At 77.6% G+C, this 24,238-nt stretch carries 25 protein-coding genes, 1 pseudogene and 1 riboswitch; of the genes and pseudogenes, 22 read left to right on the forward strand and 4 right to left on the reverse strand.

The genetic code is table 11. From position 1 onward, the window contains the following. Nucleotides 1–27: 27 nt before the first annotated feature. Nucleotides 28–1,470 (reverse strand): DUF2079 domain-containing protein, encoded by a 1,443-nt coding sequence (locus V9U69_RS06450; protein WP_337060563.1) that lies wholly within the window; start codon nt 1,468–1,470, stop codon nt 28–30. Between the two features lie 212 nt (nt 1,471–1,682). On the opposite strand from V9U69_RS06450, the gene def reads away from it, so the two are divergent. From def to V9U69_RS06515, 13 genes and pseudogenes are all read left to right on the forward strand, one after another. Then, nucleotides 1,683–2,228: a peptide deformylase gene (gene def, locus V9U69_RS06455; RefSeq protein ID WP_337060565.1), complete on the forward strand. Its 546-nt coding sequence runs from the start codon at nt 1,683–1,685 to the stop codon at nt 2,226–2,228. Continuing rightward, on the forward strand, nt 2,228–3,151 hold the full coding sequence (fmt, locus tag V9U69_RS06460) for a methionyl-tRNA formyltransferase (RefSeq protein ID WP_337060567.1): 924 nt from the start codon (nt 2,228–2,230) through the stop codon (nt 3,149–3,151). Before def ends, fmt begins: the two co-directional genes overlap by 1 nt. Before the next feature lie 263 nt (nt 3,152–3,414). After that, nucleotides 3,415–4,794 carry an RsmB/NOP family class I SAM-dependent RNA methyltransferase gene (locus tag V9U69_RS06465; RefSeq protein WP_337060568.1) on the forward strand — a complete coding sequence of 460 codons (1,380 nt, stop codon included), beginning with the start codon at nt 3,415–3,417 and terminating at the stop codon, nt 4,792–4,794. Between the two features lie 68 nt (nt 4,795–4,862). After that, nucleotides 4,863–5,951: an alpha-hydroxy acid oxidase gene (locus V9U69_RS06470; RefSeq protein ID WP_337060570.1), complete on the forward strand. Its 1,089-nt coding sequence runs from the start codon at nt 4,863–4,865 to the stop codon at nt 5,949–5,951. Nucleotides 5,952–6,191: 240 nt separating this feature from the next. Beyond that, nucleotides 6,192–8,426, forward strand: coding sequence for a maltose alpha-D-glucosyltransferase (gene treS, locus V9U69_RS06475; RefSeq protein ID WP_442907634.1), 2,235 nt, complete (start codon nt 6,192–6,194; stop codon nt 8,424–8,426). A gap of 35 nt (nt 8,427–8,461) precedes the next feature. Next, on the forward strand, nt 8,462–9,127 hold the full coding sequence (gene rpe / locus V9U69_RS06480; RefSeq protein WP_337060573.1) for a ribulose-phosphate 3-epimerase: 666 nt from the start codon (nt 8,462–8,464) through the stop codon (nt 9,125–9,127). 99 nt (nt 9,128–9,226) lie between these two features. Continuing rightward, a riboswitch (FMN riboswitch) is annotated at nt 9,227–9,355 on the forward strand. A 187-nt stretch (nt 9,356–9,542) separates the two neighbouring features. Next, a complete protein-coding gene (gene ribD, locus V9U69_RS06485; RefSeq protein ID WP_442907635.1) occupies nt 9,543–10,688 on the forward strand; it encodes a bifunctional diaminohydroxyphosphoribosylaminopyrimidine deaminase/5-amino-6-(5-phosphoribosylamino)uracil reductase RibD in 1,146 nt (381 codons plus the stop codon). Continuing rightward, the gene (locus tag V9U69_RS06490) at nt 10,669–11,310 is read left to right on the forward strand and encodes a riboflavin synthase (protein WP_337060577.1); all 642 of its coding nucleotides are present in this window, start codon (nt 10,669–10,671) and stop codon (nt 11,308–11,310) included. The genes ribD and V9U69_RS06490 overlap by 20 nt, the downstream gene beginning before the upstream one ends. A 41-nt stretch (nt 11,311–11,351) precedes the next feature. Then, nucleotides 11,352–11,936 (forward strand): annotated as a pseudogene (ribB, locus tag V9U69_RS06495) (3,4-dihydroxy-2-butanone-4-phosphate synthase); the annotation flags it as partial. A 38-nt stretch (nt 11,937–11,974) separates the two neighbouring features. After that, nucleotides 11,975–12,454, forward strand: coding sequence for a 6,7-dimethyl-8-ribityllumazine synthase (ribH, locus tag V9U69_RS06500; RefSeq protein ID WP_337060581.1), 480 nt, complete (start codon nt 11,975–11,977; stop codon nt 12,452–12,454). A 60-nt stretch (nt 12,455–12,514) separates the two neighbouring features. Beyond that, nucleotides 12,515–12,778, forward strand: coding sequence for a phosphoribosyl-ATP diphosphatase (locus tag V9U69_RS06505; protein ID WP_166612831.1), 264 nt, complete (start codon nt 12,515–12,517; stop codon nt 12,776–12,778). A 35-nt stretch (nt 12,779–12,813) separates the two neighbouring features. Beyond that, entirely contained in the window at nt 12,814–13,659 is an 846-nt protein-coding gene (gene hisG / locus V9U69_RS06510; protein WP_442907637.1) for an ATP phosphoribosyltransferase, read from the forward strand. Continuing rightward, complete coding sequence (locus V9U69_RS06515; protein WP_337060585.1) at nt 13,647–14,141, forward strand: PH domain-containing protein; 495 nt, start codon at nt 13,647–13,649, stop codon at nt 14,139–14,141. Before hisG ends, V9U69_RS06515 begins: the two co-directional genes overlap by 13 nt. A gap of 37 nt (nt 14,142–14,178) precedes the next feature. Here V9U69_RS06515 and V9U69_RS06520 read toward each other — a convergent pair whose 3' ends face one another. Together V9U69_RS06520 and V9U69_RS06525 are read right to left on the reverse strand one after the other, a co-directional pair. Beyond that, nucleotides 14,179–14,850: a hypothetical protein gene (locus V9U69_RS06520; protein WP_337060587.1), complete on the reverse strand. Its 672-nt coding sequence runs from the start codon at nt 14,848–14,850 to the stop codon at nt 14,179–14,181. A 7-nt stretch (nt 14,851–14,857) separates the two neighbouring features. After that, the gene (locus V9U69_RS06525; protein ID WP_337060589.1) at nt 14,858–16,150 is read right to left on the reverse strand and encodes a GNAT family N-acetyltransferase; all 1,293 of its coding nucleotides are present in this window, start codon (nt 16,148–16,150) and stop codon (nt 14,858–14,860) included. 67 nt (nt 16,151–16,217) lie between these two features. On the opposite strand from V9U69_RS06525, the gene hisF reads away from it, so the two are divergent. Beyond that, nucleotides 16,218–16,991 (forward strand): imidazole glycerol phosphate synthase subunit HisF, encoded by a 774-nt coding sequence (gene hisF, locus V9U69_RS06530; RefSeq protein WP_337060590.1) that lies wholly within the window; start codon nt 16,218–16,220, stop codon nt 16,989–16,991. Nucleotides 16,992–17,029: 38 nt separating this feature from the next. On the opposite strand, the gene V9U69_RS06535 is transcribed toward hisF, so the two are convergent. After that, complete coding sequence (locus tag V9U69_RS06535) at nt 17,030–17,680, reverse strand: TIGR03085 family metal-binding protein (RefSeq protein ID WP_337060591.1); 651 nt, start codon at nt 17,678–17,680, stop codon at nt 17,030–17,032. A 39-nt stretch (nt 17,681–17,719) separates the two neighbouring features. Between V9U69_RS06535 and hisI the strand changes: the two genes are divergently transcribed. From hisI to lgt, 8 genes are all read left to right on the forward strand, one after another. Continuing rightward, a complete protein-coding gene (gene hisI / locus V9U69_RS06540) occupies nt 17,720–18,145 on the forward strand; it encodes a phosphoribosyl-AMP cyclohydrolase (protein ID WP_337060593.1) in 426 nt (141 codons plus the stop codon). Continuing rightward, nucleotides 18,142–18,786: a Trp biosynthesis-associated membrane protein gene (locus V9U69_RS06545; RefSeq protein ID WP_337060594.1), complete on the forward strand. Its 645-nt coding sequence runs from the start codon at nt 18,142–18,144 to the stop codon at nt 18,784–18,786. The genes hisI and V9U69_RS06545 overlap by 4 nt, the downstream gene beginning before the upstream one ends. Nucleotides 18,787–18,910: 124 nt before the next feature. Further along, nucleotides 18,911–19,183, forward strand: coding sequence for an HGxxPAAW family protein (locus V9U69_RS06550; protein WP_337060595.1), 273 nt, complete (start codon nt 18,911–18,913; stop codon nt 19,181–19,183). A 112-nt stretch (nt 19,184–19,295) separates the two neighbouring features. Continuing rightward, nucleotides 19,296–20,120, forward strand: coding sequence for an indole-3-glycerol phosphate synthase TrpC (gene trpC, locus V9U69_RS06555; protein WP_337060596.1), 825 nt, complete (start codon nt 19,296–19,298; stop codon nt 20,118–20,120). Then, nucleotides 20,117–21,427 (forward strand): tryptophan synthase subunit beta, encoded by a 1,311-nt coding sequence (trpB, locus tag V9U69_RS06560; RefSeq protein ID WP_442907624.1) that lies wholly within the window; start codon nt 20,117–20,119, stop codon nt 21,425–21,427. The genes trpC and trpB overlap by 4 nt, the downstream gene beginning before the upstream one ends. A 50-nt stretch (nt 21,428–21,477) precedes the next feature. Further along, a complete protein-coding gene (gene trpA / locus V9U69_RS06565) occupies nt 21,478–22,302 on the forward strand; it encodes a tryptophan synthase subunit alpha (RefSeq protein WP_442907638.1) in 825 nt (274 codons plus the stop codon). An 89-nt stretch (nt 22,303–22,391) separates the two neighbouring features. Beyond that, entirely contained in the window at nt 22,392–23,246 is an 855-nt protein-coding gene (locus V9U69_RS06570; protein ID WP_337060599.1) for a DsbA family protein, read from the forward strand. Next, nucleotides 23,243–24,163 (forward strand): prolipoprotein diacylglyceryl transferase, encoded by a 921-nt coding sequence (gene lgt, locus V9U69_RS06575; RefSeq protein ID WP_337060601.1) that lies wholly within the window; start codon nt 23,243–23,245, stop codon nt 24,161–24,163. The genes V9U69_RS06570 and lgt overlap by 4 nt, the downstream gene beginning before the upstream one ends. Nucleotides 24,164–24,238 lie beyond the last annotated feature (75 nt).

The following is a 24,238-nucleotide window of genomic DNA, read 5'->3' on the forward strand; positions in this document are numbered from 1 at the left end:
TCCCTGCGGCACCGGGCGGGGTGCGCTTCACCCCCGATCCGGCAGGTGGACCACGACCGTGTCGCCGGTGCGCCGCACCTGCACACCCGGCAGGGCCGCGACCTCCTCCAGCCACGCCAGCTTCCCCGCGCGCGAGACGCCCGTGGAGGCGCGGGAGGTGTCCAGCACCACCACGCCCGGCAACCGCTCCAGCGGCGTGTCCGCCGACCAGCCCACCACGTCGTGCCCACCACCGGCGTCGCCCAGCAGGTACGGGCCGGAGGTGTTGTCCGCCGCCAGGCGCGAGCCGGCCGGCAGGTCCGCCGTCGCCGCCCGCACCTGCTGCACGTGCGGGCCCGGCCGCCACGCGGCCGCCTGCCACGGCAGCGTCAGCGACGCCACCGGCAGCACCCACGCCGTCGTGGCCGCGCTCGCCACCGCCGCCAGCACCGCCAGCGGCGCCACCGCCCGCGGCCGGCGGGCGCGCACCCGGCGCAGCACGTCCACCAGCGCCACGGCCGCCACCGGCACCAGCACCGCCCCGTAGTGCAGCCCCGGCGACCAGTACGACGGCGTGACCGAGACCAGCCGCCACGCCAGCGTCGGCACCGCCAGCAGCGCCACCGGCGAGAGCACCCACAGCAGCCCACCACCGGCCACGGTCGCCAGCACCAGCACCGCCCGCAGCCGCAGCGCCTCACCGGCCGGCACCGGCTCCGGCGCCGCCGCGGTGCGCGCGCTGCCGCCGAAGGCCGCCAGCCGGCTCAGGTCGTGCGCGGGGTCGACCAGCAGCATCGTCGCGAACGCCAGCACCACCCCGGCCACGGCCGCCGCCGCCAGCGCCAGCGCGGCCCGGCGCCGCCCGCGCAGCCACAGCAGCGCCGCCACCACCGCCACGGTGGCGCCCATGTCCTCCTTGACCAGCAGCAGCGGCAGCGACCACAGCGCGGCCGCCCGGTGCCGGTGCTCGAGCAGGGCGGTGGCGCACAGCGCCAGCAGCGGCACCGCCAGGCACACCTCGTGCACGTCGAAGCGCGCCGCCGCCAGCGACCCGTGCGCCACCGCCGCGCCCGCCGCCACCGCGGCCGCCCCCGGCAGCGGCAGGTGCCGCACCGCGCACCGGGCCACCAGCGCCGTGCCCAGCCCCAGCAGCAGCGCCTGCGCCAGCACCAGCGCGCGCGGGTCCGGCCAGGCCGCCCACACCGGGCCGAAGACGGCCGTGGCGGGGGAGAAGTGGTCCCCCAGCAGCGGCGTGCCGCCCAGCACCCCGGAGGTGGGGAGCCGCAGCTGCGCCCACGAGGCCGCCGACTGGCTGAAGATGCCCAGGTCGTAGTTCGTCGCCTCCCCGCGGTGGAAGTGGCCCAGCCCGATCGAGGCGCACAGCAGCGCCGAGAGCACCCCGGCCAGCACCACCAGCGCGCGGCCGGCGGACGTCGACGCCCGGGGTGCGGGTGGGCGGGGGGCCGGGGTGGGGCTGCGCAGCGCGGTCATCGCCGACGATGATGCCGCCCGCCCCGCCCCCACCGTGCCCGGTGGCCGGTCGGGGGGCGTCGGCGCGCGCACCTAGACTCGAGGGCCGTGCCCGTCCCGCCGCGCTCGCGCCCCGGGACGACGGCACGCCGGACCCCGGCACGACCGATCCCGGCACGGCCGCACCGGCACGGCCGACGTCCAGCACCACCCGATCCCCGACGAGGAGCCCCGTGGCAGTCCAGCCGATCCGCCTGTTCGGCGACCCGGTCCTGCGCCAGCGCGCGCAGGAGGTGACGACCTTCGACAAGGAGCTGCGCAAGCTCGTCAAGGACCTCGAGGACACCATGCTGGCCGCCCCCGGCGCCGGGCTGGCCGCCCCCCAGCTGGGCGTGGGCCTGCGGGTGTTCACCTACCACGCCGACGGCGAGCTGGGGCACCTGGTCAACCCGGTGCTGGACCTCTCCGAGGAGTGCCAGGACGGCGACGAGGGCTGCCTGTCCTTCCCCGGCATCGTCGCCGACACCCGCCGCGCCCTGCACGTGGTCGCCAAGGGCTACGACATGCACGGCGAACCGGTCACGATCACCGGCTCGGAGTTCAAGGCGCGCGCCATCCAGCACGAGACCGACCACCTCGACGGGGTGCTGTTCATCGACCGCCTCGACAAGGCGCAGCGCAAGCTGGCGCTGAAGGCGGTGCGCGAGGCGGAGTGGATGGGCCAGAGCGCCCCGCAGGTGAAGGTCTCCCCGCACGCCACGTTCGGCCAGGCCCGCTAGTGCGGCTCGTCTTCGCCGGCACCCCCGACGTCGCGCTCACCTCCCTGGACGCGCTGCTGGCCTCCTCCCACGAGGTCGCCGCCGTGCTCACCCGCCCCGACGCCCGCGCCGGGCGCGGCCGCCGCTCGGCCGCCTCACCCGTGGCGCAGCGCGCCCGCGAGGCGGGCCTGCCGCTGCTGCAGCCGGCCACCCCGCGCGAACCCGCCTTCCTGGAGGAACTGGCCGCCCTGGCCCCCGACGCCTGCCCCGTGGTCGCCTACGGCGCCCTGGTGCCGCGCGCGGCCCTGGACGTGCCGCGGCTGGGCTGGGTGAACCTGCACTTCTCGCTGCTGCCGGCCTGGCGCGGCGCCGCACCCGTGCAGCGCGCGATCGCCGCCGGCGACGACATCACCGGCGCCAGCGTCTTCCGGCTCGAGGAGGGCCTGGACACCGGCCCGGTGTTCGGCACCCTCACCGAGCCGGTCGGCGAGCGCGACACCGCTGGGGACCTGCTGAGCCGCCTCGCGGTGCACGGGGCGCACCTGCTGGTGCGCGTGCTGGACGCGCTGGAGGCCGGCACCGCGCACGCGGTACCGCAACCGGCCGACGGCGTCAGCCTCGCTCCGAAGATCAGCGTGGAGGAGGCCCGGGTGGACTGGTCCGCCCCCGCCTCCGTCGTCGACCGCCGGGTGCGCGGCTGCACGCCCGAGCCGGGCGCGTGGACGACGTTCCGCGGCGAGCGGCTGAAGCTGGCCCCCGTGCTGCCGGTCGCCGGGGAGAACCCCGGCCCCGGCCGGGTGGTCGTGCAGAAGCAGCGGGTGCTGGTGGGCACCGGTGACGGACCGGTCCAGCTGGGAGCGGTGCAGGCGGCGGGCAAGCGGGCGATGCCCGCGGTGGACTGGGCGCGCGGAGTGCGCCCCGGCGAGGACGAGGAGCTGCGGTGACACCGGCGCACGACGGGCACGGAGACGGACGCGGAGACGGACGCGGAGACGGACGCGGAGACGGGCGTGGACAGCGGGACGGGCGCGCCGGCCCGGGCGGCTCGCGGGGCCCGCGCGGCGGAGAGCGCGGGGGGCAGCGCGGCGGCGAGCGCGGGGGAGAGCGCCCGGGCTCGCGCGGCCCGGCGCGCGAGAGCCCCGGTGGGCCTTCGCCGCGCCGCGGGGTCAAGCAGGACCGCTACACCCGCGTCGACGACGCCCGCCGGGTGGCGTTCGCCGTCCTGCGCGCGGTCGACGAGGAGGACGCCTACGCCAACCTCGTGCTGCCGCAGCTGCTGCGCCACCGGCGCCTGAGCGGGCGCGACGCCGCCTTCGCCACCGAGCTGGCCTACGGCGTCCTGCGCGGGCGCGGCACCTACGACGCGCTGCTGGCCACCGTCGTGGACCGGCCCTTCGGCGAGCTGGACCCGGGCGTGCTGGACGCGCTGCGCCTGGGGATGCACCAGCTGCTGGCGATGCGGGTGCCCGACCACGCCGCGGTGGCCACCACGGTGGCCCTCGCGCGCGGGGAGCTGGGCGCCGGCCCGGCCGGGCTGGTCAACGCGGTGCTGCGCAGCGCGGTCGGCCGCGAACTGGGCCCCTGGCTGGAGGAGGCCGCCCCGCCGGCGGGCACCGACGACGGCTGGGCGGTGCGCACCTCGCACCCGCAGTGGGTGGTGCGCGCGCTGCGCGAGGCGCTGCGCGCCCACGGCCACGACGCCGACGAGCTCGGCGAGCTGCTGGCCGCCGACAACGCCCCGGCCGCGGTGGCGCTCGCCGCGCTGCCCGGCCTGGCCGACCCGGCGGACCTGCTCAGCGACGACCGCGCCCTGACCGTGCGCCCGGGCCGCTTCTCGCCCACCGCGGCGCTGCTCGAGCGCGGCGACCCCGGCCAGGTGCCGGCCGTGCGCGAGGCCCGCGCCCGCGTGCAGGACGAGGGCAGCCAGCTGGTCGCGCACCTGCTGGCCGCCGCCGACGTCGACGGGCGCGACGAGCGCTGGCTGGACCTGTGCGCCGGCCCCGGCGGCAAGGCCGCGCTGCTGGCCGCCACCGCCGTGCAGCGCGGTGCGCACCTGACGGCCGTGGAGGTCGCCCCGCACCGCGCGGAGCTGGTGCGCTCGGCGCTGGCCGCGGTGCCGGCCGGACCGCTGGGCCCGGTCGAGGTGCGCGTGGGCGACGGCCGCGAGGTCGGCGCCGACGAGCCCGGCGGCTACGACCGCGTCCTGGTCGACGCCCCCTGCACCGGCCTGGGCGCGCTGCGCCGGCGCCCCGAGGCGCGCTGGCGGCGCACCCCGGCGGACCTGGGGACGCTGGGCCCGCTGCAGCGCGCGCTGCTGGGCTCGGCGGTCGACGCGCTGCGCCCCGGCGGCGTGGTCGCGTACGCCACCTGCTCGCCGGTGCTGGCCGAGACCCGCCTCGTCGTCGACGACGCCGTCAAGGCCGCCGCCAGGCGCGGGGTGGTCCTGGAGCGCCTGGACACCCCCGCGGTGCTGGCGCGCGTGGCCCCGCAGGTCGAGCACGCCGCCGCCGGCGCCGCCGTGCAGCTGTGGCCGCACACCCACGGCACCGACGCCATGCACGTGGCCCTGCTGCGCCGCACGTCCTGACGCGCCGCACGTCCCGGCGCGGGCGCGCCTGCCGCTCCGGTGCCGGGACCGGCGGCAGGATGAGCGCCGTGACCTGGGTCGAGGACCTCCACCGCCGCGCCGACGAGCAGCTGCCCGACTACGTGGCGGAGTACTTCGCCACCGCCGCCGGCCACGGGCAGTGCCGGCGCGAGGGCACCGCGGCGTGGGAGGCGCTGCGGCTGCGCCCGTCCGTGCTGCGCGACACCAGCCGCGTCAGCACCGCCACCACCGTGCTGGGCACCCCGGTGTCCTTCCCCGTGCTGGTGGCGCCCATGGCGCAGCAGGTCGCCGCCCGCCCCGAGGGGGAGGTGCTCACCGGCCGCGCCGTCGCCGGGGCCGGCACCGTCCTGGGGGTCTCCACCAACACCGGGGTGACCTTCGCCGACGTCGCCGCCACCGGCGCGCCGTGGTGGTACCAGGTCTACGTCATGCAGGACCGCTCCCTGACGCGCCTGCTCGTCGAGCGCGCCGCCGCCGCCGGCGCCTGCGCCCTGGTGCTGACGGTGGACACCACCGCCCTGGCGCCCGCCCTGCCCGGTGTGGAACCCACCGAGTGGCCCGACACGTACCGCAGGGCCCGCGTGGTCAACCTCACCGAGGCCGAGCGCGCCGCCGCCGGCCCGCACGCGCTGCGCTCGGCGGAGGACCTGACCCCCGACGCCATCGGCTGGCTGCGCGAGCTGACCGGCCTGCCGGTGGCCGTCAAGGGGGTGCTGACCGCCCGCGACGCGCGCCGCTGCGTGGACGCCGGCGCCGACGCGGTCATCGTCTCCACCCACGGCGGGCGACGGCTGGGCACCTCGATCACCAGCGCCCGCGCCCTGCCCGAGGTCGTCGCCGAGGTCGGCGGCGAGGTGGAGGTGCACGTGGACTCCGGCGTGCGCGAGGGCTCGCACGTGGTGGCGGCGCTGGCGATGGGGGCGCGCGCGGTGCACGTGGGCCGGCCGGTGATGTGGGGACTGGCCGCCGACGGGCAGGCGGGCGTGGCCGCCGTGCTGGAGCGGCTGCGCGCGGACCTGGTCACCACCCTGCGCCAGGCCGGGGTGCCCGACGTGGCGCAGCTGCGTCCGGCGGACGTGGCCCACCCCGAGCCCGCGCACCCCACCGGGTACCCGTTCGCGCCCTCGCACCCCTGAGAGCCCGCCCGGCCGGTCCCGGTGGGCGCGCGCCGCGGTTCGAGGTGCGCGAAGCGCCCGGCGTGGGCAGCGTGGGACACCGACCGCACCAGCAGGAGGAGACCCGTGCCGCCCGAGACCGACACCCAGACCGCCCACGCCCCGGCCGCCGACGGCCGGGCGGGCGAGAGCACCGGTCAGCCCACCGGTCAGCACGCCGGTCAGCCGGACGGTGAGCACGACGGCGCCGAAGCCGCCGAGATCACCTACGACGAGCAGCGCTACCCCGCCCGCCCGCGGCGGCTGCGCCCACGCGCCCAGCTGCGGCAGGCGGGCGGGCGCCGCGTCAGCGACCCGCGCGCCGCCGACGGCTCCAACCCCGCCTACGTGCAGTGGCTGGTGGGGCAGTCCATGCTCGCCGACGCCGACGTGCTCTCCCGGCAGCTGTCGGGCCAGCCGGCGATGTGGCGCAACCCGTACGCGCGCCCGGACGCCCGCCGCGCCCTGGCCACCGCCTCGGTGTGGTTCACCGCCTACCCCATCTCCCTGATCACCGCCCCGGGGGAGTCGTTCCTGGGCTCGCTGGGCAGCGACGAGCTGTGGCAGGCGTTCCAGCGCATCGGCATCGACGCGGTGCACACCGGCCCCGTCAAGCGCGCCGGCGGCCTGACGGGGTGGAGCGAGACCCCCAGCGTCGACGGGCACTTCGACCGCATCAGCACCCACATCGACCCCCTGTTCGGCACCGAGGACGAGTTCCGGGAGGTGTGCGAGGTCGCCGACCGCCACGGCGGCAGCGTCATCGACGACATCGTGCCCGGGCACACCGGCAAGGGCGCCGACTTCCGCCTGGCCGAGATGGCGTACCGCGAGTACCCCGGCATCTACCACATGGTGGAGATCCCCGAGGAGGACTGGCACCTGCTCCCCGAGGTGCCCGAGGGCCGCGACGCGGTCAACCTCGACGCCGCCGCCGAGGCGCAGCTGGCCGAGCACGGCTACATCATCGGCGCCCTGCAGCGGGTGATCTTCTACGCGCCGGGCGTGAAGGAGACCAACTGGTCGGCCACCGCCCCCGTCACCGGGGTGGACGGCAAGGTGCGCCGCTGGGTGTACCTGCACTACTTCAAGCAGGGCCAGCCCTCCATCAACTGGCTGGACCCCACCTTCGCCGGGATGCGCCTGGTCATCGGCGACGCCCTGCACTCCCTGGGCGACCTGGGCACCGGCGCGCTGCGCCTGGACGCCAACGGCTTCCTGGGCGTGGAGAAGTCCGCCGAGGGCCTGCCCGCCTGGTCCGAGGGGCACCCCCTCTCGCACGCGGCCAACCACGTCATCGCCGGGATGGTCCGCAAGGTCGGCGGGTTCACCTTCCAGGAGCTGAACCTGACGATGGAGGACATCCGCGACACCGGCCGCGTCGGCGCGGACCTGTCGTACGACTTCGTCAACCGCCCCGCCTACCACCACGCCCTGGCCACCGGCGACACCGAGTTCCTGCGCCTGACGCTGCGCACCTCCCTGGCCACCGGCGTGGAACCCGTCAGCCTCGTGCACGCCCTGCAGAACCACGACGAGCTCACCTACGAGCTGGTGCACTGGGCCACCCTGCACGCCGCCGACACCTACCCGTTCCGCGGGCGCGAGACCACCGGCGCGGAGCTGGCCGAGACGATCCGCGCGGACCTGCTGGCGCACCTGACCGGCGAGGCCGCCGACTACAACCACGTCTTCACCACCAACGGCATCGCCTGCACCACCGCCTCGGTCATCGCCGCCACCCAGGAGCTGCGCACCCTGGACGAGATCGACGAGGCCCACGTGGAGGGCATCCGCCGCGCCCACCTGCTGCTGGCGATGTTCAACGCCTGGCAGCCGGGCGTGTTCGCCCTGTCCGGCTGGGACCTCACCGGCACCCTGCCGGTGCCGGCCGAGCAGGTGCGCGACCTCATCGAGGGCGGCGACACCCGCTGGGTGCACCGCGGCGCCCACGACCTCATGGACGTCGCCCCGGACGCCACCGCCTCCGCCTCCGGCATGCCGCGCGGGCGCGCCCTGTACGGCTCCCTGCCCGCGCAGCTGGAGAACGAGACGTCCTTCGTCGCCGGCCTGCGCGACGTGCTGGCCACCCGCGCCAAGCACGGCATCGCCGCCGCCACCCAGATCGACGTGCCCCCCGTGGCGCACCCCGGCATGCTCGTCATGGTCCACCGCCTCGACGACGGCGACCCGGCCCGCACCGACGCCCCCGTGCAGGTGACGGTGCTGAACTTCACCGGCGAGACCATCGAGGGCACCGTGCGCTCGGAGGCGTTCGAACCGCGCCACGCCGTCGTCGACGCCTCCACCGGCGGCGAGATCGGCTGGGTGGACGACCTGCGCAGTTTCGGCGTCTGGCTGGGCCCGTACGCCGGGCTGTTCCTGGTGCTGACCGCCCCCGGCGAGCGCGACGCCGCCGTGCAGGGCGAGACCCTGGGCAAGCCCGAGACCGCGTGAGCCGCAGCGCTGCGGGGCGCCGCTAGGGTCGCGCCGTGACGATCCAGGTCAACCCCAGCATCCTGTCCGCCGACTTCGCCAACCTCGCCGCCGAGCTGCAGCGCATCTCCGGCGCCGACGCCGCGCACGTCGACGTCATGGACGGGCACTTCGTGCCCAACCTGACGCTGGGGCTGCCGGTGGTCGAGGCGCTGCGGAAGGTCTCGCCCGTCCCGCTGGACTGCCACCTGATGATCGAGGCGCCCGACCGGTGGGCGCCGGCCTACGCCGAGGCCGGCGCCCAGGGCGTCACCTTCCACGCCGAGGCCGCCACCGCCCCGGTGCGCCTGGCCCGCGAGCTGCGCGCCGCCGGGGCCCGCGCGGGCCTGGCGCTGCGCCCGGCCACCCCGCTGGAGCCGTTCGTGGACCTGCTCGGCGAGTTCGACATGCTCCTGGTCATGACCGTCGAACCCGGCTTCGGCGGGCAGTCCTTCCTCGACGTGACCCTGCCGAAGATCCGCCGCGCCCGCGCCGCCATCGGCGCCTCCGGCCTGGACGTGCGCCTGCAGGTCGACGGCGGCGTCTCCACCTCCACGATCGAGCGCGCCGCGGAGGCCGGCGCCGACGTGTTCGTCGCCGGCTCGGCCGTCTACGGCGCCGAGGACGCCGCCGGCGCCGTGGAGGAGCTGCGGCGCCTGGCCGGCGCCGCCTGCGCGCACTGACGCCCCACCACCGCCCGCGTGGCACACTGACGCGACCGGGCGGCCCCCCGCGGGGGCCGCCCGGACCAGCAGCACAGCAGAGAAGTTGGACCGAACGACACGCGTGCTCCGGGGTCGGTGGAAATCCGAACCGGCGGTGACAGTCCGCGAGCCCCCACCTCGGTGACGGGCCGACCCGGTGGAACTCCGGGACCGACGGTGAGAGTCCGGACGGGAGGCAGCACGCGGGTCGTGCGCTCGCGCCCGCGCGACCGGCGGCACTGCGCCGCCCGCCGCGCCGGCACGTCCGCGCGACCCGTCACGGCGGTGCGCGCCCGCGCGCTCGCCGCGCCGCCCCTCGCCCGGACCGCCCGACGGCGCGAGAGCGAGGAACGCGGTGCCCCACCCAGACCGGCACGAGGCCGAGGCCTCGGCGATGCGCCGCGCCCTGCAGCTGGCCGCCCTCGGCCCGGCCACCGGGCCCAACCCGCGCGTCGGCTGCGTCCTGCTCGGCCCCGACGGCCGCGTCCTCGCCGAGGGCCACCACCGCGGCGCCGGCACCGCGCACGCCGAGGCCGCCGCCCTGGCCGACCTCGCCGCCCGCGGCGGCGACGCCACCGGCTGCACCGCCGTCGTCACCCTCGAACCGTGCACCCACACCGGGCGCACCGGCCCGTGCGCCCAGGCCCTGCTCGCCGCCGGCGTCACCCGCGTCGTCGTCGCCGAGCTCGACCCCAACCCCACCGCCGCCGGGGGAGCGCACCTGCTGCGCACCGCCGGCGTCGACGTCGAGGTCGGCCTGCTCGCCGACGCCGCCCGCGCCCTCAACGAGCGCTGGGCCACCGCCGTGGCCCGCGACCGCCCCTGGGTGACGTGGAAGTTCGCCGCCACCCTCGACGGGCGCTCCGCCGCCGCCGACGGCACCAGCCGCTGGATCACCTCCGCCCCCGCCCGCGCCGACGTGCACCGCCTGCGCGTCGGGCACGACGCCGTCCTCGTCGGCACCGGCACCGCCCTGGCCGACGACCCCTCCCTGACCGTGCGCGCACCCGACGGCACGGGGGAGGGGAGCAACCCGCAACCGCTGCGCGTGGTCGCCGGCCTGCGCGAGCTGCCCGCCGGTGCCCGCCTGCGCGACGGGCGCGCCGAGCTGCTGCACGTGCGCACCCGCGACCCGCACGAGGTCCTCACCGCGCTGGCCGCCCGCGAGGTGCGCACCGTCCTGCTCGAGGGCGGCCCGGCGCTCGCGGCCGCCTTCGCCCGCGCCGGCCTGGTCGACGAGGTCGTCGCCTACCTGGCCCCGGCGCTGCTGGGCGCCGGCCCGGCGGCCGTGGCCGACCTGGGCGTCACCGGCATCGCCGACGCCCTGCGCCTGGACCTGGCGCCGGGCCCGGACGCCGTGCTGCGCGTGGGCGGGGACGTGCGCGTCACCGCCCGCCCGCGCACCCCGACCGCGCCACCCCGTCCCAGCACCACCGAGCCCAGCACCACCGAGCCCAGCACCACCGAGCCCAGCACCACCGAGCCCACCACCAGCACGCCCCACGTCGAGGAGGTCGCCCGTGTTCACCGGGATCGTTGAGGAGGTCGGCGAGGTCGTCGCCGTCGAGCGCGGTGAGGACTCCGCCCGCCTGAGCGTGCGCGGCCCGCTCGTCACCTCCGACGCCGTGCACGGCGCCTCCATCGCCGTGGACGGGGTGTGCCTGACGGTCGTCGACCAGCCCGAGCCGGGCGTGTTCACCGTCGACGTCATGGCCGAGACCCTCACGCGCAGCTCCCTGCGCGACGTCGCCCCCGGCCGGCGCGTCAACCTCGAGCGCGCCATGGCGGCCTCCTCCCGCTTCGGCGGGCACGTCGTGCAGGGCCACGTCGACGGCACCGGCACCGTGCTGACCCGCACCCCCGGCGAGGCGTGGGAGGTGGTGCGCATCGGCGTCGAGCCCGCCCTGGCCCGCTACGTGGTCGAGAAGGGCTCCATCACCGTCGACGGCACCTCCCTGACCGTCTCCGCCGTCAGCGCCGTGGACGACGCCGAGCCCTGGTTCGAGGTCTCCCTGATCCCCACCACCCTGGAGCTGACCACCCTGGGCGCGCGCGCGCAGGGCGAGCCGGTCAACCTCGAGGTCGACGTGCTCGCCAAGTACGTCGAGCGCCTCACCGCCGGCCTGCTCGCGCGCGCCGGCGCCGCGGGGCGGCAGCGGTGAGCGCCGTGGGCTCCGGGACCACCGCGAGCGCCGCGCGCGCCGTGGCCGACGCGCTCGACGCGCTGCGCGCCGGCCGCCCCGTCCTCGTCACCGACGACGCCGACCGCGAGAACGAGGGCGACGCGATCCTCGCCGCCGCGCTGGCCACCGACGAGTGGATCGGCTGGACCGTGCGGCACACCTCCGGGATGCTCTGCGCGCCCATGCCCGCCGAGCGCGCCGACGCCCTGGCCCTGCCCCGCATGGTCGAGCGCAACGAGGACTCCCTGCGCACCGACTACACCGTCAGCTGCGACGCCGCCGCCGGGATCACCACCGGCATCTCCGCCGCCGACCGCGCCCGCACCGCCCGCGTGCTGGCCGACCCCGCCGCCACCCCGGCCGACCTGGTGCGCCCCGGGCACGTCTTCCCCCTGCGCGCCCGCCCCGGCGGCGTCCTGGAGCGCCCCGGGCACACCGAGGCCGCCGTCGACCTGTGCCGCCTGGCGGGCCTGCCGCCCGTGGCCGTCATCGCCGAGCTCGTCGAGGACGACGGCTCGATGTCGCGGTGGGAGCAGATCACCGAGCTGGGCCGGCGGCACGAGCTGCCGGTCCTGACCATCGCCGACCTGCGCGCGCACCTGCGCGCGGGCGCCCCGCAGGAACGACCCACCGGAGGAGCAGCGTGAGCGGAGACGGCAGCCCCGAGATCGAGGTGGACGGCAGCGGCCTGAGGGTCGCCGTGGTCGCCGCCCGCTGGCACGCCGAGGTGATGGACGGGTTGCTGGCCGGCGCGCGCCGCGCCCTGGCCGACTCGCACGTCACCGACGTCACCGAGGTGCGCGTGCCCGGCGCCTTCGAGCTGCCGGTGGCCGCCGCGCGCCTGGCCCGCGCCGGCCACGACGCGGTCGTCGCCCTCGGCGTCGTCATCCGCGGCGGCACCCCCCACTTCGAGTACGTGTGCGACGCCGCCACCGCCGGGCTGACGCAGGTGGCCGTCAGCACCGGCGTGCCCGTCGGGTTCGGCGTGCTCACCGTCGACAACGAGTCGCAGGCCCTGCACCGCGCCGGCCTGCGCGGCTCGCGCGAGGACAAGGGCCGCGAGGCCGTCCTCGCCGCGCTGGAGACCGTCGTGGCGCTGCGCGAGGTCGCCCCGCCCGCCTGAGCCCCCACCCGCCCCGGCCCGGCACCGGGCCGGGGCGGGCACCGCCTAGACTCACCGCACGTGAAGACCTTCGACGGCCTGTTCGCCGAGCTGACGGACAAGGCCCGCACCCGCCCGGCGGGCTCGGGCACCGTGCTCGAACTGGACGCGGGAGTGCACGCCATCGGCAAGAAGGTCGTCGAGGAGGCGGCCGAGGTGTGGATGGCCGCGGAGCACGAGTCCGCCGAGCGCACCGCCGAGGAGGTCTCCCAGCTGCTGTACCACCTGCAGGTGCTGATGATCGCGCGCGGCCTCACGCTCGACGACGTCTACGCCCACCTGTGAGCGGACCGGTGGCCGCCCAGGAGGAGAGGAAGCCCGTGCTGCGCATCGCCGTCCCCAACAAGGGCTCGCTGTCCGAGGCCGCCAGCGCCATGCTGCGCGAGGCCGGGTACAACCAGCGCCGCGAGGCCAAGGAACTGCTGCTGGACGACCCCGAGAACAACGCCCAGTTCGTCTTCCTGCGCCCGCGCGACATCGCCCTGTACGTCGGCTCCGGCACCCTGGACGTCGGCATCACCGGCCGCGACCTGCTGCTGGACTCGCGCGCCCCGGCCGACGAGGTCCTGCGACTGGGCTTCGCCCGCAGCACCTTCCGCTTCGCCGGCCGCCCCGGCGTCGCCTCCTCCGTGGCGGACCTGCACGGCCGGCGCATCGCCACCAGCTACTCCGGCCTGGTCGGCGAGCACCTGGCCGAGCACGGCGTGAACGCCGACGTGGTGCACCTGGACGGTGCGGTGGAGACCGCCGTGGCGCTGGGCATCGCCGACGTCATCGCCGACGTCGTGGAAACCGGCACCACCCTGCGCGCCGCCGGCCTGGAGGTCTTCGGCGAACCCGTCATGCGCTCGGAGGCGGTCCTCGTGCGCCGCGCCGGCGCGGCCGCCGACCCGGCCGTGGACGTCCTCGTGCGCCGCCTGCAGGGCGTGCTCGTGGCCCGCCAGTACGTGATGGTCGACTACGACTGCCCCGCCGACCTCGTCGAGCGCGCCACCGCCGTCACCCCCGGCCTGGAGTCGCCCACGGTCTCGCCGCTGGCGCGCCCGGGCTGGGTGGCGGTGCGCGCCATGGTGCAGCGCGCGGCCACCAACCGCGTCATGGACGAGCTGTACGAGCTGGGTGCTCGCGCCATCCTCGTCACCAGCATCCACGCGTGCCGGTTGTGAACGCCCCCGTGGACGAACGCGCAGCGCGCACCCCCGCCGTGGACGACGCCCCCTTCCGGGCCCGCCGCGCCCGCACCGTGGGTCTGGTCGTGGCCGGTGCGCTGGCCGCGGTCCTGGTGGCGCTGGCCGTGGGCCTGTCCCTGGAACCGGGCACCGGCTGGAGCGTGCTCGACACCGCCTCCACCGCGGTCCTGGGGGTGCTGCTGTGCGGGGGGCTGGTGCGCCTGGTCTCCGTGCGGGCGGTGCCCACCGAGGACGCGCTCGTCGTGCGCAACGTCCTCCTCACCCGCCGGGTGCGCTGGGACGAGGTGCTCGAGGTGCGCTTCGGCCGCGACGACCCGTGGCTGGTGCTGGGCACCGACGACGGCGAGGACGTGGCCGTCATGGCCGTGCAGCGCTCCGACGGCGAGCACGCCCAGGCCGAGGCGCGCCGCCTGGCGCGCCTGGTCGCCGCGCGCGCCCCGCGCCCGCACCGGGGCTGACACCCGCCCGCGGCTGACCGCCCCCCCCGCCGGGCGGTCAGCCCTCCAGCACCCGCCAGCGCACTCCGCCGGCGGCCGGGCTCCCCGCGTCCGCCGACGGGTCGCTGCCCAGCACCACGTCCGCGGCCGCGCGCACGTCGTGCGCCGCGAACAGCGCCTCCTCCTGCGCCGCCCACCGCCGCCAGTGCGGCGCGAACACCGCCCCGTCGCGGTCCAGGGCGCGCCGCCGGCGCACCGGCTCCGCCGCCTCCACCCACACCAGCACGTCCGCGCGCACCGCGGTGCACCCCGCCCCCACGCCCTCGACGACCAGCACCGCCGCCTCCGGCGCCGGCAGCGACACCGGCTCGCCCCACCGCTCCCGCGGCCAGTCCCAGCGACGCGGCGCGCTCGCGCGCCCGGCGCGCACCGGCACCAGCACCTCCCGCTCCAGCACCCCCACCCCCTCGGCCAGCCCGTCCCAGCCGGGGTACAGCTCGTCCAGGTGCAGCACCGGTGCCCCCAGGTGCGCCGCCAGCGCACCCGCCAGGTGGGTCTTGCCGCTGCCGGAGCGCCCGTCCACGGCCACCAGCCGCGGCCCGGCCGGCGGGCGCGGCGCCGCCGCCACGCGCGAGGCCAGCAGCCGCACCACCTGCCCGGTGCCCACGGCGCCCGCGCCACCGCCCGCCCCGGCGTCGCCGGCCGGCACCCCCGAGGGGCCTACGACCACGAGGCGCCTAGAACCACGTGGGGCACCACGGCGCCCGGGGCGTCGCCAGCAGCGACTGCAGCTGCTGCACCGCCGACGGCGAGCCCACCACCCGCCCGGCCGCCGCCAGCGCCACCGCCGAGGTCCCGCCCAGCAGCAGCGCCCCCAGCTCCGCCGCGCCCAGCACCACGTCCGGCTCCTGCGACGTCGCGGTCACCTCCGCGCACGTCCACCCGTCGTCCCCGCAGCGCTGCGGGTCCACGTGCACGCGCACCGTCGCCGCCGCCGGGCCGCCCTCGTCCAGCACCCGCAGCACCAGCGAACCGCACCCCAGGTACCTGCGCGCCGCCAGCGCCCCGGCCGCGTCCAGGGGCCGCACCCACAGGAAGTCGTCCACCGCGGTGCGCTGCACCGCCCGCGGGTCCTCCAGCAGCAGCGGCAGCGGCTCGTCCACCGGCCGGTCCGCGGCGTGCAGCGTGCGCACCCAGTCCAGCGAGGCCAGGAACCCCCACAGGTCCCGGTAGGCGCCGGGGGAGGCCGCGTGCAGGTCCAGCACGCGCGCCGAGCACCGCGAGACCCGCCCGGCCCACTCCTCGCTCACCTCGTAGGCGGCGTACCCGTCCGCGCGCCCGTCACCGTCGCGGTGCAGCACCACGTGCGCCCGCGGCCCCAGCGCTCCCCGCGCACCCGGCCGGGTCCACTGCCGCCACCACACGTCCTCGCGCAGCAGCCCGCCCGGCCGCGCCCGGCGGGACGCGTCGTGCACCGCGGCCAGCTCCCGCCACACCGCCGACGGCTCCACCAGCTCCAGGCCCCCGGCCCCGCCGCGACCACCGGGTGCGTCCGCGCGGAAGCGCAGCGAACCGGCGTCCACCACCAGGTTCGCCGACGCCGTCGCCGCCCCGAACCCGAAGCGCCCGTAGATGGGCGCCTCCGCCGCGATGAGCACCGCCAGCGCGTGCCCCGCCTCCCGCGCCCGGCGCAGGTCCTCACCGATCATCCGCCGCAGCAGCCCGCGCCGGCGGTGCGTGGGCAGCACCGTCACCGTCGAGACCGCGTTCACCGACACCGGTCCCGTCCCCGGCAGCGTCAGCTCCGAGTCGAACGAGCGGTACGTGGCCACCCAGCGACCGGCGTCCACCACCCCCGACAGGCGGTGACCGGCCATCCGCTCCACCGACTCCAGCGCCGCGCGGTCGGCGTCCTCCGGCACCGGCCGCATGAACACCACCTGCGGCACCCGCGACCACGCCGCCACCGCCTCCGCGTCGGCGGGGTCGACCGTCCGCAGGGGCAGCGCCCCGCTGTCCGCGCTCGTCACCCGCCCGACGCTACCGGCAGCGCACGGGGCGGCGCCGCTGCCGCCCGGCGCCCACTACCCTCCTGCCGTGAGCGTCGCCGTCCGTGTCATCCCCTGCCTCGACGTCGACGCCGGCCGCGTCGTCAAGGGCGTCAACTTCGCCGACCTGCGCGACGCCGGGGACCCCGTCGAGCTCGCCCGCCGCTACGACGCCGAGGGCGCCGACGAGCTCACCTTCCTCGACGTCACCGCCTCCTCCGGCTCGCGCGAGACCACCTACGAGGTCGTCTCGCGCACCGCCGAGCAGGTCTTCATCCCCCTGACCGTCGGCGGCGGCGTGCGCTCGGTCACCGACGTCGAGCGCCTCCTGCGCGCCGGCGCCGACAAGGTCGGCGTCAACACCGCCGCCATCGCCCGCCCCGAGCTCATCACCGAGATCGCCGAGCGCTTCGGCTCCCAGGTCCTCGTCCTGTCCGTCGACGCCCGCCGCACCCTCCCCGGGCAGCCCACCACGCCCTCCGGCTTCGAGGTCACCACCCACGGCGGCCGCCGCGGCACCGGCCTGGACGCCGTGCGGTGGGCCGAGCGCGCCGCCGAGCTCGGCGCCGGCGAGATCCTGCTGAACTCCATGGACGCCGACGGCACCGGCGCCGGCTTCGACCTGCAGATGCTCACCGCCGTGCGCGCCCGCGTCAGCGTCCCCCTCGTCGCCAGCGGCGGCGCCGGCGCCGTGGAGCACTTCCCCCCGGCCGTCGCCGCCGGCGCCGACGCCGTCCTGGCCGCCAGCGTCTTCCACTTCCAGCAGCTGAGCATCGGCCAGGTCAAGGACGCCCTGCGCGCCGGCGGCGCCCCCGTGCGCTGACCGGACCCGGCACCCGGCGACCCTGCGACCTGGGCGCGCTAGGCGCCGGGCGGGAACGCCTCGGTGAACGCCCGCACCGCGTCCGGCGCACCGTCCACCTCCACCAGCGCGTGCGAGCGCCGCCCGAACGCGTGCAGCAGCAGCTCCTGCGGCTCACCGCGCACGGCGACCGACACCGCACCGTCGCGCACCACCGCGCGCGGCCCCAGCTCGCTGACCAGCACCACCCCCACCGGCGAACGCCGGTACGCCGCGCGCGCCAGCAGCCGCACCGCCCGCCACAGCCCCGCCGACTCCTCGCGCGTCAGCTCCCGCGGCTGCCAGCCGCCCTGCGCCCGCCGCACGTCCTCGCGGTGCACGAAGAACTCCACGCCGTTGACCACCTGCGCCACCGGCCGCCAGCGCGCCGGGCTGCGCGACGGCGGACCCGAGCGCACCCGCTGCACCAGCGCCTCGAACGGCTCCTGCAGCCACTGCGAGCGCACCCGCTGCGCGTGCGCCCCCAGCGAGGGCACCGCCCGCCCCAGCGCCTCCCCGGCCAGCACGTCCACCCGACCGTCGCGCACCGCCAGGTGCACCAGCAGGTCCCGCACCGCCCACCCCTCGCACAGCGTGGGCGCTCGCGGTCCGGCGCGCAGCGCGTCGTCGCACAGTCCGTCGCGTTCTCGGGCGGCATCGGGTCCGGGCACGGCGCGATGCTCGCACAGGCCGGTGCGACCATGAGGCACGTGCCCGCCGATCCCACCGCCGCGTCCACCGCCGACCCCGCCGCCGACCCCGCCGCCGCGCCCGCGCCCCTCGCGCTGGACCCGCGGGTGGCCGCCCTCCTCAAGCGCGACCCCGCCGGCCTGGTCTGCGCCGTGGTGCAGCAGCACGACACCCGCGAGGTGCTCATGGTCGCCTGGATGGACGACACCGCCCTGGCGCACACGCTGAGCACCGGCCGGGCCACCTACTACTCGCGCAGCCGCCGCGGCCTGTGGCGCAAGGGCGACACCTCCGGGCACGTGCAGTGGGTCAAGCGCGTCTCCCTGGACTGCGACGGCGACGCGCTCCTGGTGGAGGTCGACCAGGTCGGCGCCGCCTGCCACACCGGCGAGCGCACCTGCTTCGACGCGGTGCAGCTGCCCGCCGCCACCGGCGCCCGCCCGTGAGCACGGCGCCGGCTCCCCCCGGCGGCGCAGGCGCCCCCGGCGCCGGGCGGGACCGCACCGGCCGGGGGGGGCGGGCCGCCGCGCTGCTGGCCGGTGCCGCCGGCGCCGTCCTGGCCCTGGTGGCCGGCGCCCCCACCTGGGTGCAGGGCGCGGTGAGCACCGCCGCCGGGGCGCGCGAGGTGGCCGCCGCCGGCCGCGAGGCCGCGCCCGTGGCGACCGCGCTGGCGCTGGTGTCCCTGGCGGCCGTGGTGGCCTGCTCGCTGGGCCGGCGCGCCGCCCGGTCGGCGGCGGCCCTGGTGCTGCTCCTGGCCGGTGCGGGCACCGCCGCCGCGGCGCTGGCGGTGCTCGCCTCCCCGCAGCAGGCGCTGACCGCGCCGGCGCGCGCGGTCAGCGGCCTGAGCGAGCCGCCCGTGCAGCGCGTGGAGGCCTCAGCGTGGCCGCTGGTGTGCGCCGGGGGCGGGGTGCTGGCCGCCGCCGGGGGCGCCGCCGCGCTGGTGCGCGGGCGCTCCTGGGCCTCCTCCAGCCGCCACGAGCGCGACGCGGCCGGCGCTCGCCCCGGGGCGGCCGGACCCGCCGCCGCCTCGGCCGACCCGGCGGCCGCCTGGGACTCCCTGACCCGCGGGGACGACCCCACCCGCTGACGCGCGCCCCGCCCCGCGGCCTGCGCCCTCGCGCCCTCCCCGGCACCGCGCCCTCCCCGGCGGCCGCGGTGCCGGGCCGGTACCGTGGGAGCACCACCCCCCGCCACGCCCGAGGAGCACCACGGTGACCAGCCAGCAGCCCGAGACCACGCACGCCGCCCCCGCCGACGAGCACGGCCACGGCCACAGCGTCGCGGGGTGGGCCGGTGTCGGCACCGCCCTGGTCGGGTTCCTGATCCTGTCCCTGGCCGTGGTGTTCACCAGCCTGCTGTGGGGGATCATCGGCGGGGTCGTCATCCTCGCCTCGCTCGTGGTCGCCTACGTGCTCTCCAAGACCGGCCGCGGCGTCACGACCGACTCCGGGGACCCCGTGGTCGCCAGCCGCCCGGGGCGCTGAGACCGCCCCGTCCGGCCCCGCGGTCCCACCGGGCCGTCCGCCGGGTCGTGCGGCGCCGGGCCGGTGCGGGACCGGCGTCGGCGCGGGCGCGGCGGGGACTACCCTTCAGGACGTGACCGTCCTCGACGACATCCTCGCCGGAGTGCGCGAAGACCTGGCCGAGCGGCAGGCCCGCACCTCGCTGGCCGAGCTGAAGGAGCGCGCGCACCGGCAGGTGCCCGCCAAGGACGCCGCGGCGCTGCTGCGCCCGCGCGACAGCGAGCAGCGCGGCGTGAAGGTCATCGCCGAGGTCAAGCGCGCCAGCCCCTCCAAGGGAGCGCTCGCCCAGATCCCCGACCCGGCCGAGCTGGCCCGCCAGTACGAGGCCGGTGGCGCCACCGTCATCAGCGTCCTGACCGAGCAGCGCCGCTTCGGCGGCAGCCTGGCCGACCTGCGCGCGGTGCGCTGCGCGGTGGACGTGCCGGTGCTGCGCAAGGACTTCGTCGTCGGCTCCTACCAGCTGTGGGAGGCGCGCGCCTTCGGCGCCGACGTCGTCCTGCTGATCGTCGCGGCCCTCGAGCAGGAGGCCCTGGTCTCCCTCGTCGAGCGCACGCACTCCCTGGGCATGACGGCGCTGGTGGAGGTGCACACCGCCGAGGAGGTCGAGCGCGCGGTGGCCGCCGACGCCCGCGTCGTCGGGGTGAACAACCGGGACCTGAAGACGCTGCGGGTGAACAACTCCACGTTCGCCGAGCTGGCGCCCCTGATCCCCGCCGGTGTCGTCAAGATCGCCGAGTCCGGCGTCCAGGGCCCGCACGACGTGGTCGAGTTCGCCCGCGCCGGCGCCGACGCGGTGCTGGTGGGGGAGACCCTGGTGCGCGGGGACGACCCGCGCCGCGCCGTGGCGGACCTGGTCGCCGCCGGCGCCCACCCGGCGGTGCAGGCGGTGCGCCCGTGAGCGCCCCCGTCGCCCGCGCGCAGGAGCAGCCCGTCCCCGCCACCGGCCTGGCCGCCGAGCGCGGCCCCTACTTCGGCGCCTTCGGCGGGCGCTTCGTGCCCGAGGCGCTGGTGGCCGCCCTCGACGAGATCGAGGCCGCCCACACCGCCGCCATGGCCGACGAGTCCTTCCTCGCCGAGCTCGCCGAGCTGCACCGCACCTACTCGGGCCGGCCCAGCATCCTCACGCCCGTGCCGCGCTTCGCCGAGCACGCCGGCGGCGCCACCGTGCTGCTCAAGCGCGAGGACCTCAACCACACCGGCTCGCACAAGATCAACAACGTGCTCGGCCAGGCCCTGCTGACGAAGCGGATGGGCAAGACGCGCGTCATCGCCGAGACCGGCGCAGGCCAGCACGGCGTGGCCACCGCCACCGCCGCGGCCCTGATGGGCCTGGAGTGCACGGTCTACATGGGCGAGGAGGACACCCGCCGCCAGGCGCTGAACGTGGCGCGCATGCGCCTGCTGGGCGCCACCGTGGTGCCCGTCACCGCCGGCAGCCGCACCCTGAAGGACGCCGTCAACGAGGCCTTCCGCGACTGGGTCGCCTCGGTGGAGACCACCCACTACGCCTTCGGCACCGTCGCCGGTCCGCACCCCTTCCCCGTCCTGGTGCGCGACTACCAGCGCGTCATCGGCCTGGAGGCGCGCGCGCAGGTGCTGGAGCTGACCGGCCGCCTGCCGGACGCCGTGTGCGCGTGCGTGGGCGGCGGCTCGAACGCCATCGGCATCTTCCACGCCTTCCTCGACGACCCGCAGGTCGCCCTGCACGGGTACGAGGCCGGCGGCGACGGTCTCGAGACCGGCCGCCACGCCGCCCCCATCACCGCCGGCGTCACGGGCGTCTTCCAGGGCGCGCGCCAGTTCGTCATGCAGGACGAGGACGGGCAGACGATCGAGTCGCACTCGATCTCCGCGGGCCTGGACTACCCGGGCGTCGGCCCCGAGCACGCCTGGCTGGCGGCCGGTGGTCGCGCCGCCTACCACCCGGTCACCGACGCGCAGGCGATGGACGCCTTCCGGCTGCTGTGCCGCACCGAGGGCATCATCCCGGCCATCGAGAGCTCCCACGCCCTGGCCGGCGCGCTGCAGCTGGGCCGCGAGCTCGGCCCGGACGCCGTGCTGCTGGTGAACCTCTCCGGCCGCGGCGACAAGGACGTGGACACCGCCGCCCGCTGGTTCGACCTGGTCAGCGACGCCGACCTGGTGGCGTCCGAGGCCGAGCGCGTCGCCGACGCGCCGCAGCGCACCGAGGGAGCGGGCTGGTGAGCACCACGAGCGAGCGGACGAGCACGGACGGCACGAGCACGGACGGCACGGTGGCGGGCGGCGCGGCCGCGCCCCGAGCGGGCACCGCCGCCGCCGCGGTGGACCGCGCGAGGGCCGAGGGCCGCGCGGCCCTGGTGGCCTACCTGCCGGTCGGCTTCCCCGACCTCGACGCGAGCGTCGCGGCCGCGAAGGCGGCCGTCGCCGGGGGAGCGGACGTGGTGGAGCTGGGCCTGCCCTACTCCGACCCCACGATGGACGGGCCGACCATCCAGCGGGCCGTGGAGGCGGCGCTGCGAGCGCGCACCCGCCCCGCCGACGTGCTGCGCGCGGTGGAGCAGGTGGCCGCCACCGGCGCGGCCGTGCTGGTCATGACGTACTGGCCACCGGTGGACCGCTACGGCGTGGACCGCTTCGCCGCCGACCTGGCCTCCGCCGGCGCCGCCGGGCTCATCACCCCCGACCTGATCCCCGACGAGGCCGCCGGGTGGATCGCCGCCAGCGACGAGCACGACCTCGAGCGCGTCTTCCTCGTCGCCCCCAGCTCCACCGACGCCCGCCTGGCCTCCACGGCCGCCGCCTGCCGCGGTTTCGTCTACGCCGCCTCCACCATGGGCGTCACCGGTGCGCGCACCGCGGTGGGCGCCGGCGCGGCCCGGCTGGTCGAGCGCACCCGCGCCGCCGGTGCCGAACGCGTCTGCGTCGGGCTGGGCGTGTCCACGCCGGAGCAGGCCGCGCAGGTCGCCGGGTACGCCGACGGCGTCATCGTCGGCTCGGCGTTCGTGGCGCGACTGCTGGAGGCCGGCTCGGCCGCCGAGGGCGCCCGCGCGGTGGGGGAGCTGGCCGAGGACCTGGCCCGCGGCGTGCGCAGCGCCTGAGCGCCGGCCCCGGGCGCGAGAACCGGGAGCACGAGGAACGGGCCGACGACCGCCCGCGCGGTGCGCGGGCGCCTGCGAGGGGACGAGCGTTGAGCAAGAAGCGACCAGGCGGCCACCCCGCCCGCGCCGGCCGGCCGGAGGACGCCGCCCAGGCGCGCCGCGCCAGGGCCGCCGCGCTGCGGCAGCAGGAACTGGCGCGCGAGCGCCGTCGCCGGGTGCTGCTGGTCAGCGCCGCCGTCGTGGTGCTCCTCGCGCTCGTGGCGGTCGTCGCCGTGGTGGTGGCGCGCCAGGGCGACGACGCCACCGCCGAGGGCGCCACCCCGCCCTCGGCCACCGCCCCCGACGGCGGCTACCTGCTGGCCGGTGACGCCGCGCCCGGCGCACCCACGCTGGACGTCTGGCTGGACTACCAGTGCCCGTTCTGCGCCGACTTCGAGGCCGCCGCCGGCGACGACCTGCAGGAGCTGGCCGCCTCCGGGCAGGCCCGCGTGGTCGTGCACACCCTCAGCTTCCTCGACCAGAACCTCGGCAACGACTCCTCCACCCGCGCCGCGGAGGGCGCGGCCGCCGCCGACGCCCAGGGCCGCTTCGCCGAGTACAGCGAGGAGGTCTTCGCCCGCCAGCCCGAGCGCGAGGGCACCGGGTACACCGACGAGGAGCTGCGCGCCGCGGCCGAGGCCGCCGGGGTGACGGACCTCCAGGCGTGGTCGCAGGCCGTGGAGGAGGACACCTACCTCGGCTACGTGCGCCGCGTGCAGGAGTCGATGGCCGAGGCGGGCGTCGAAGGCACCCCCACCGTGCAGCTCACCCCCGACGGCGGCGAGACCCGCACGCTGGAGACCGGGCAGCTGCTGGACCCGGACGCCGGCGACTACCTGCGCGAGCAGGTCGCCCAGGCCACCGGGACCTCCACCGCGACCTCCACCGGGACGGACTCGCCGTGATCACCGCCCTGCCCGCGACCCTTCCCGCCGCGCTGCCCAGCCCCACCCAGAGCGTGTGGTACCTGGGGCCGGTGCCGGTGCGCGCGTACGCGCTGTGCATCCTCGCCGGCATCGTCGCCGGCCTGTGGATCACCTCCCGGCGCTGGCGCGCCAAGGGCGGCAACCCCGACTTCCCCCTGGACGTGGCGGTGTGGGCGGTGCCCCTGGGCGTCGTCGGCGCCCGCCTGTACCACGTGATCACCTCCCCGGAGGCGTACTTCGGTCCCGACGGGGACCCCGTGCGCGCCCTCTACGTCTGGGAGGGCGGCCTGGGCATCTGGGGCGCGGTGGCCGCCGGGGCGCTGGGCGCCTGGATCGCCTGCCGGCGCGCCGGCTACCGCCTGGCCCCCTTCGCCGACGCGGTCGCCCCCGGCCTGCTCGTCGCCCAGGCCCTGGGCCGCTGGGGCAACTGGTTCAACAACGAGCTGTACGGCCGCGCCACCGACGTGCCGTGGGCGCTGACCGTCCACGACTGGGACGAGGCCGCCGGCCGCGCGATCACCGGGGCCGACGGCCAGCCGGTGGTGCTGGGCACCTTCCACCCCACGTTCCTGTACGAGTCCCTGTGGTGCCTGCTGGCGGCCGCGATCATCGTGCTGGCCGACCGCCGCCTGCACCTTCGTCACGGGCAGGCGTTCTTCCTGTACGTGGCGCTGTACACCGCCGGCCGCTCGGTCACCGAGGCGCTGCGCATCGACCCGGCCAACGAGATCGGCGAGCTGCGCGTGAACCAGTGGGTCGCGGCGGTCGTCTTCCTCGCCGCGGTGGTCGCCCTGGTCCTCTCGCGCCGCCGGCACCGCGGTGCCGGTGGTCGGGACGAGCCCCTCGAGCGGGGTACCCTCGCCGCAGTCCCCGGCGGCCACTCCCCCCACCGGTGACGCTGAGCAGCGGGCCGGCGAACCGATCGTGACCGAGTCCTCGCTGCTGTCCTCACGGGAACGCGACCACCCGAC

Source organism: Kineococcus sp. G2, from assembly GCF_037154035.1.
In the GTDB taxonomy this organism is placed as follows: Bacteria; Actinomycetota; Actinomycetes; order Actinomycetales; family Kineococcaceae; genus Kineococcus.

Excerpts from the sequence above, each read along its gene's own strand:
- V9U69_RS06450 (WP_337060563.1), bottom strand. The coding sequence starts at position 1,470 with ATGACCGCGCTGCGCAGCCCCACCCCGGCCCCCCGCCCACCCGCACCC.
- ribD (WP_442907635.1), top strand. The coding sequence starts at position 9,543 with ATGCGCCGCGCCCTGCAGCTGGCCGCCCTCGGCCCGGCCACCGGGCCC.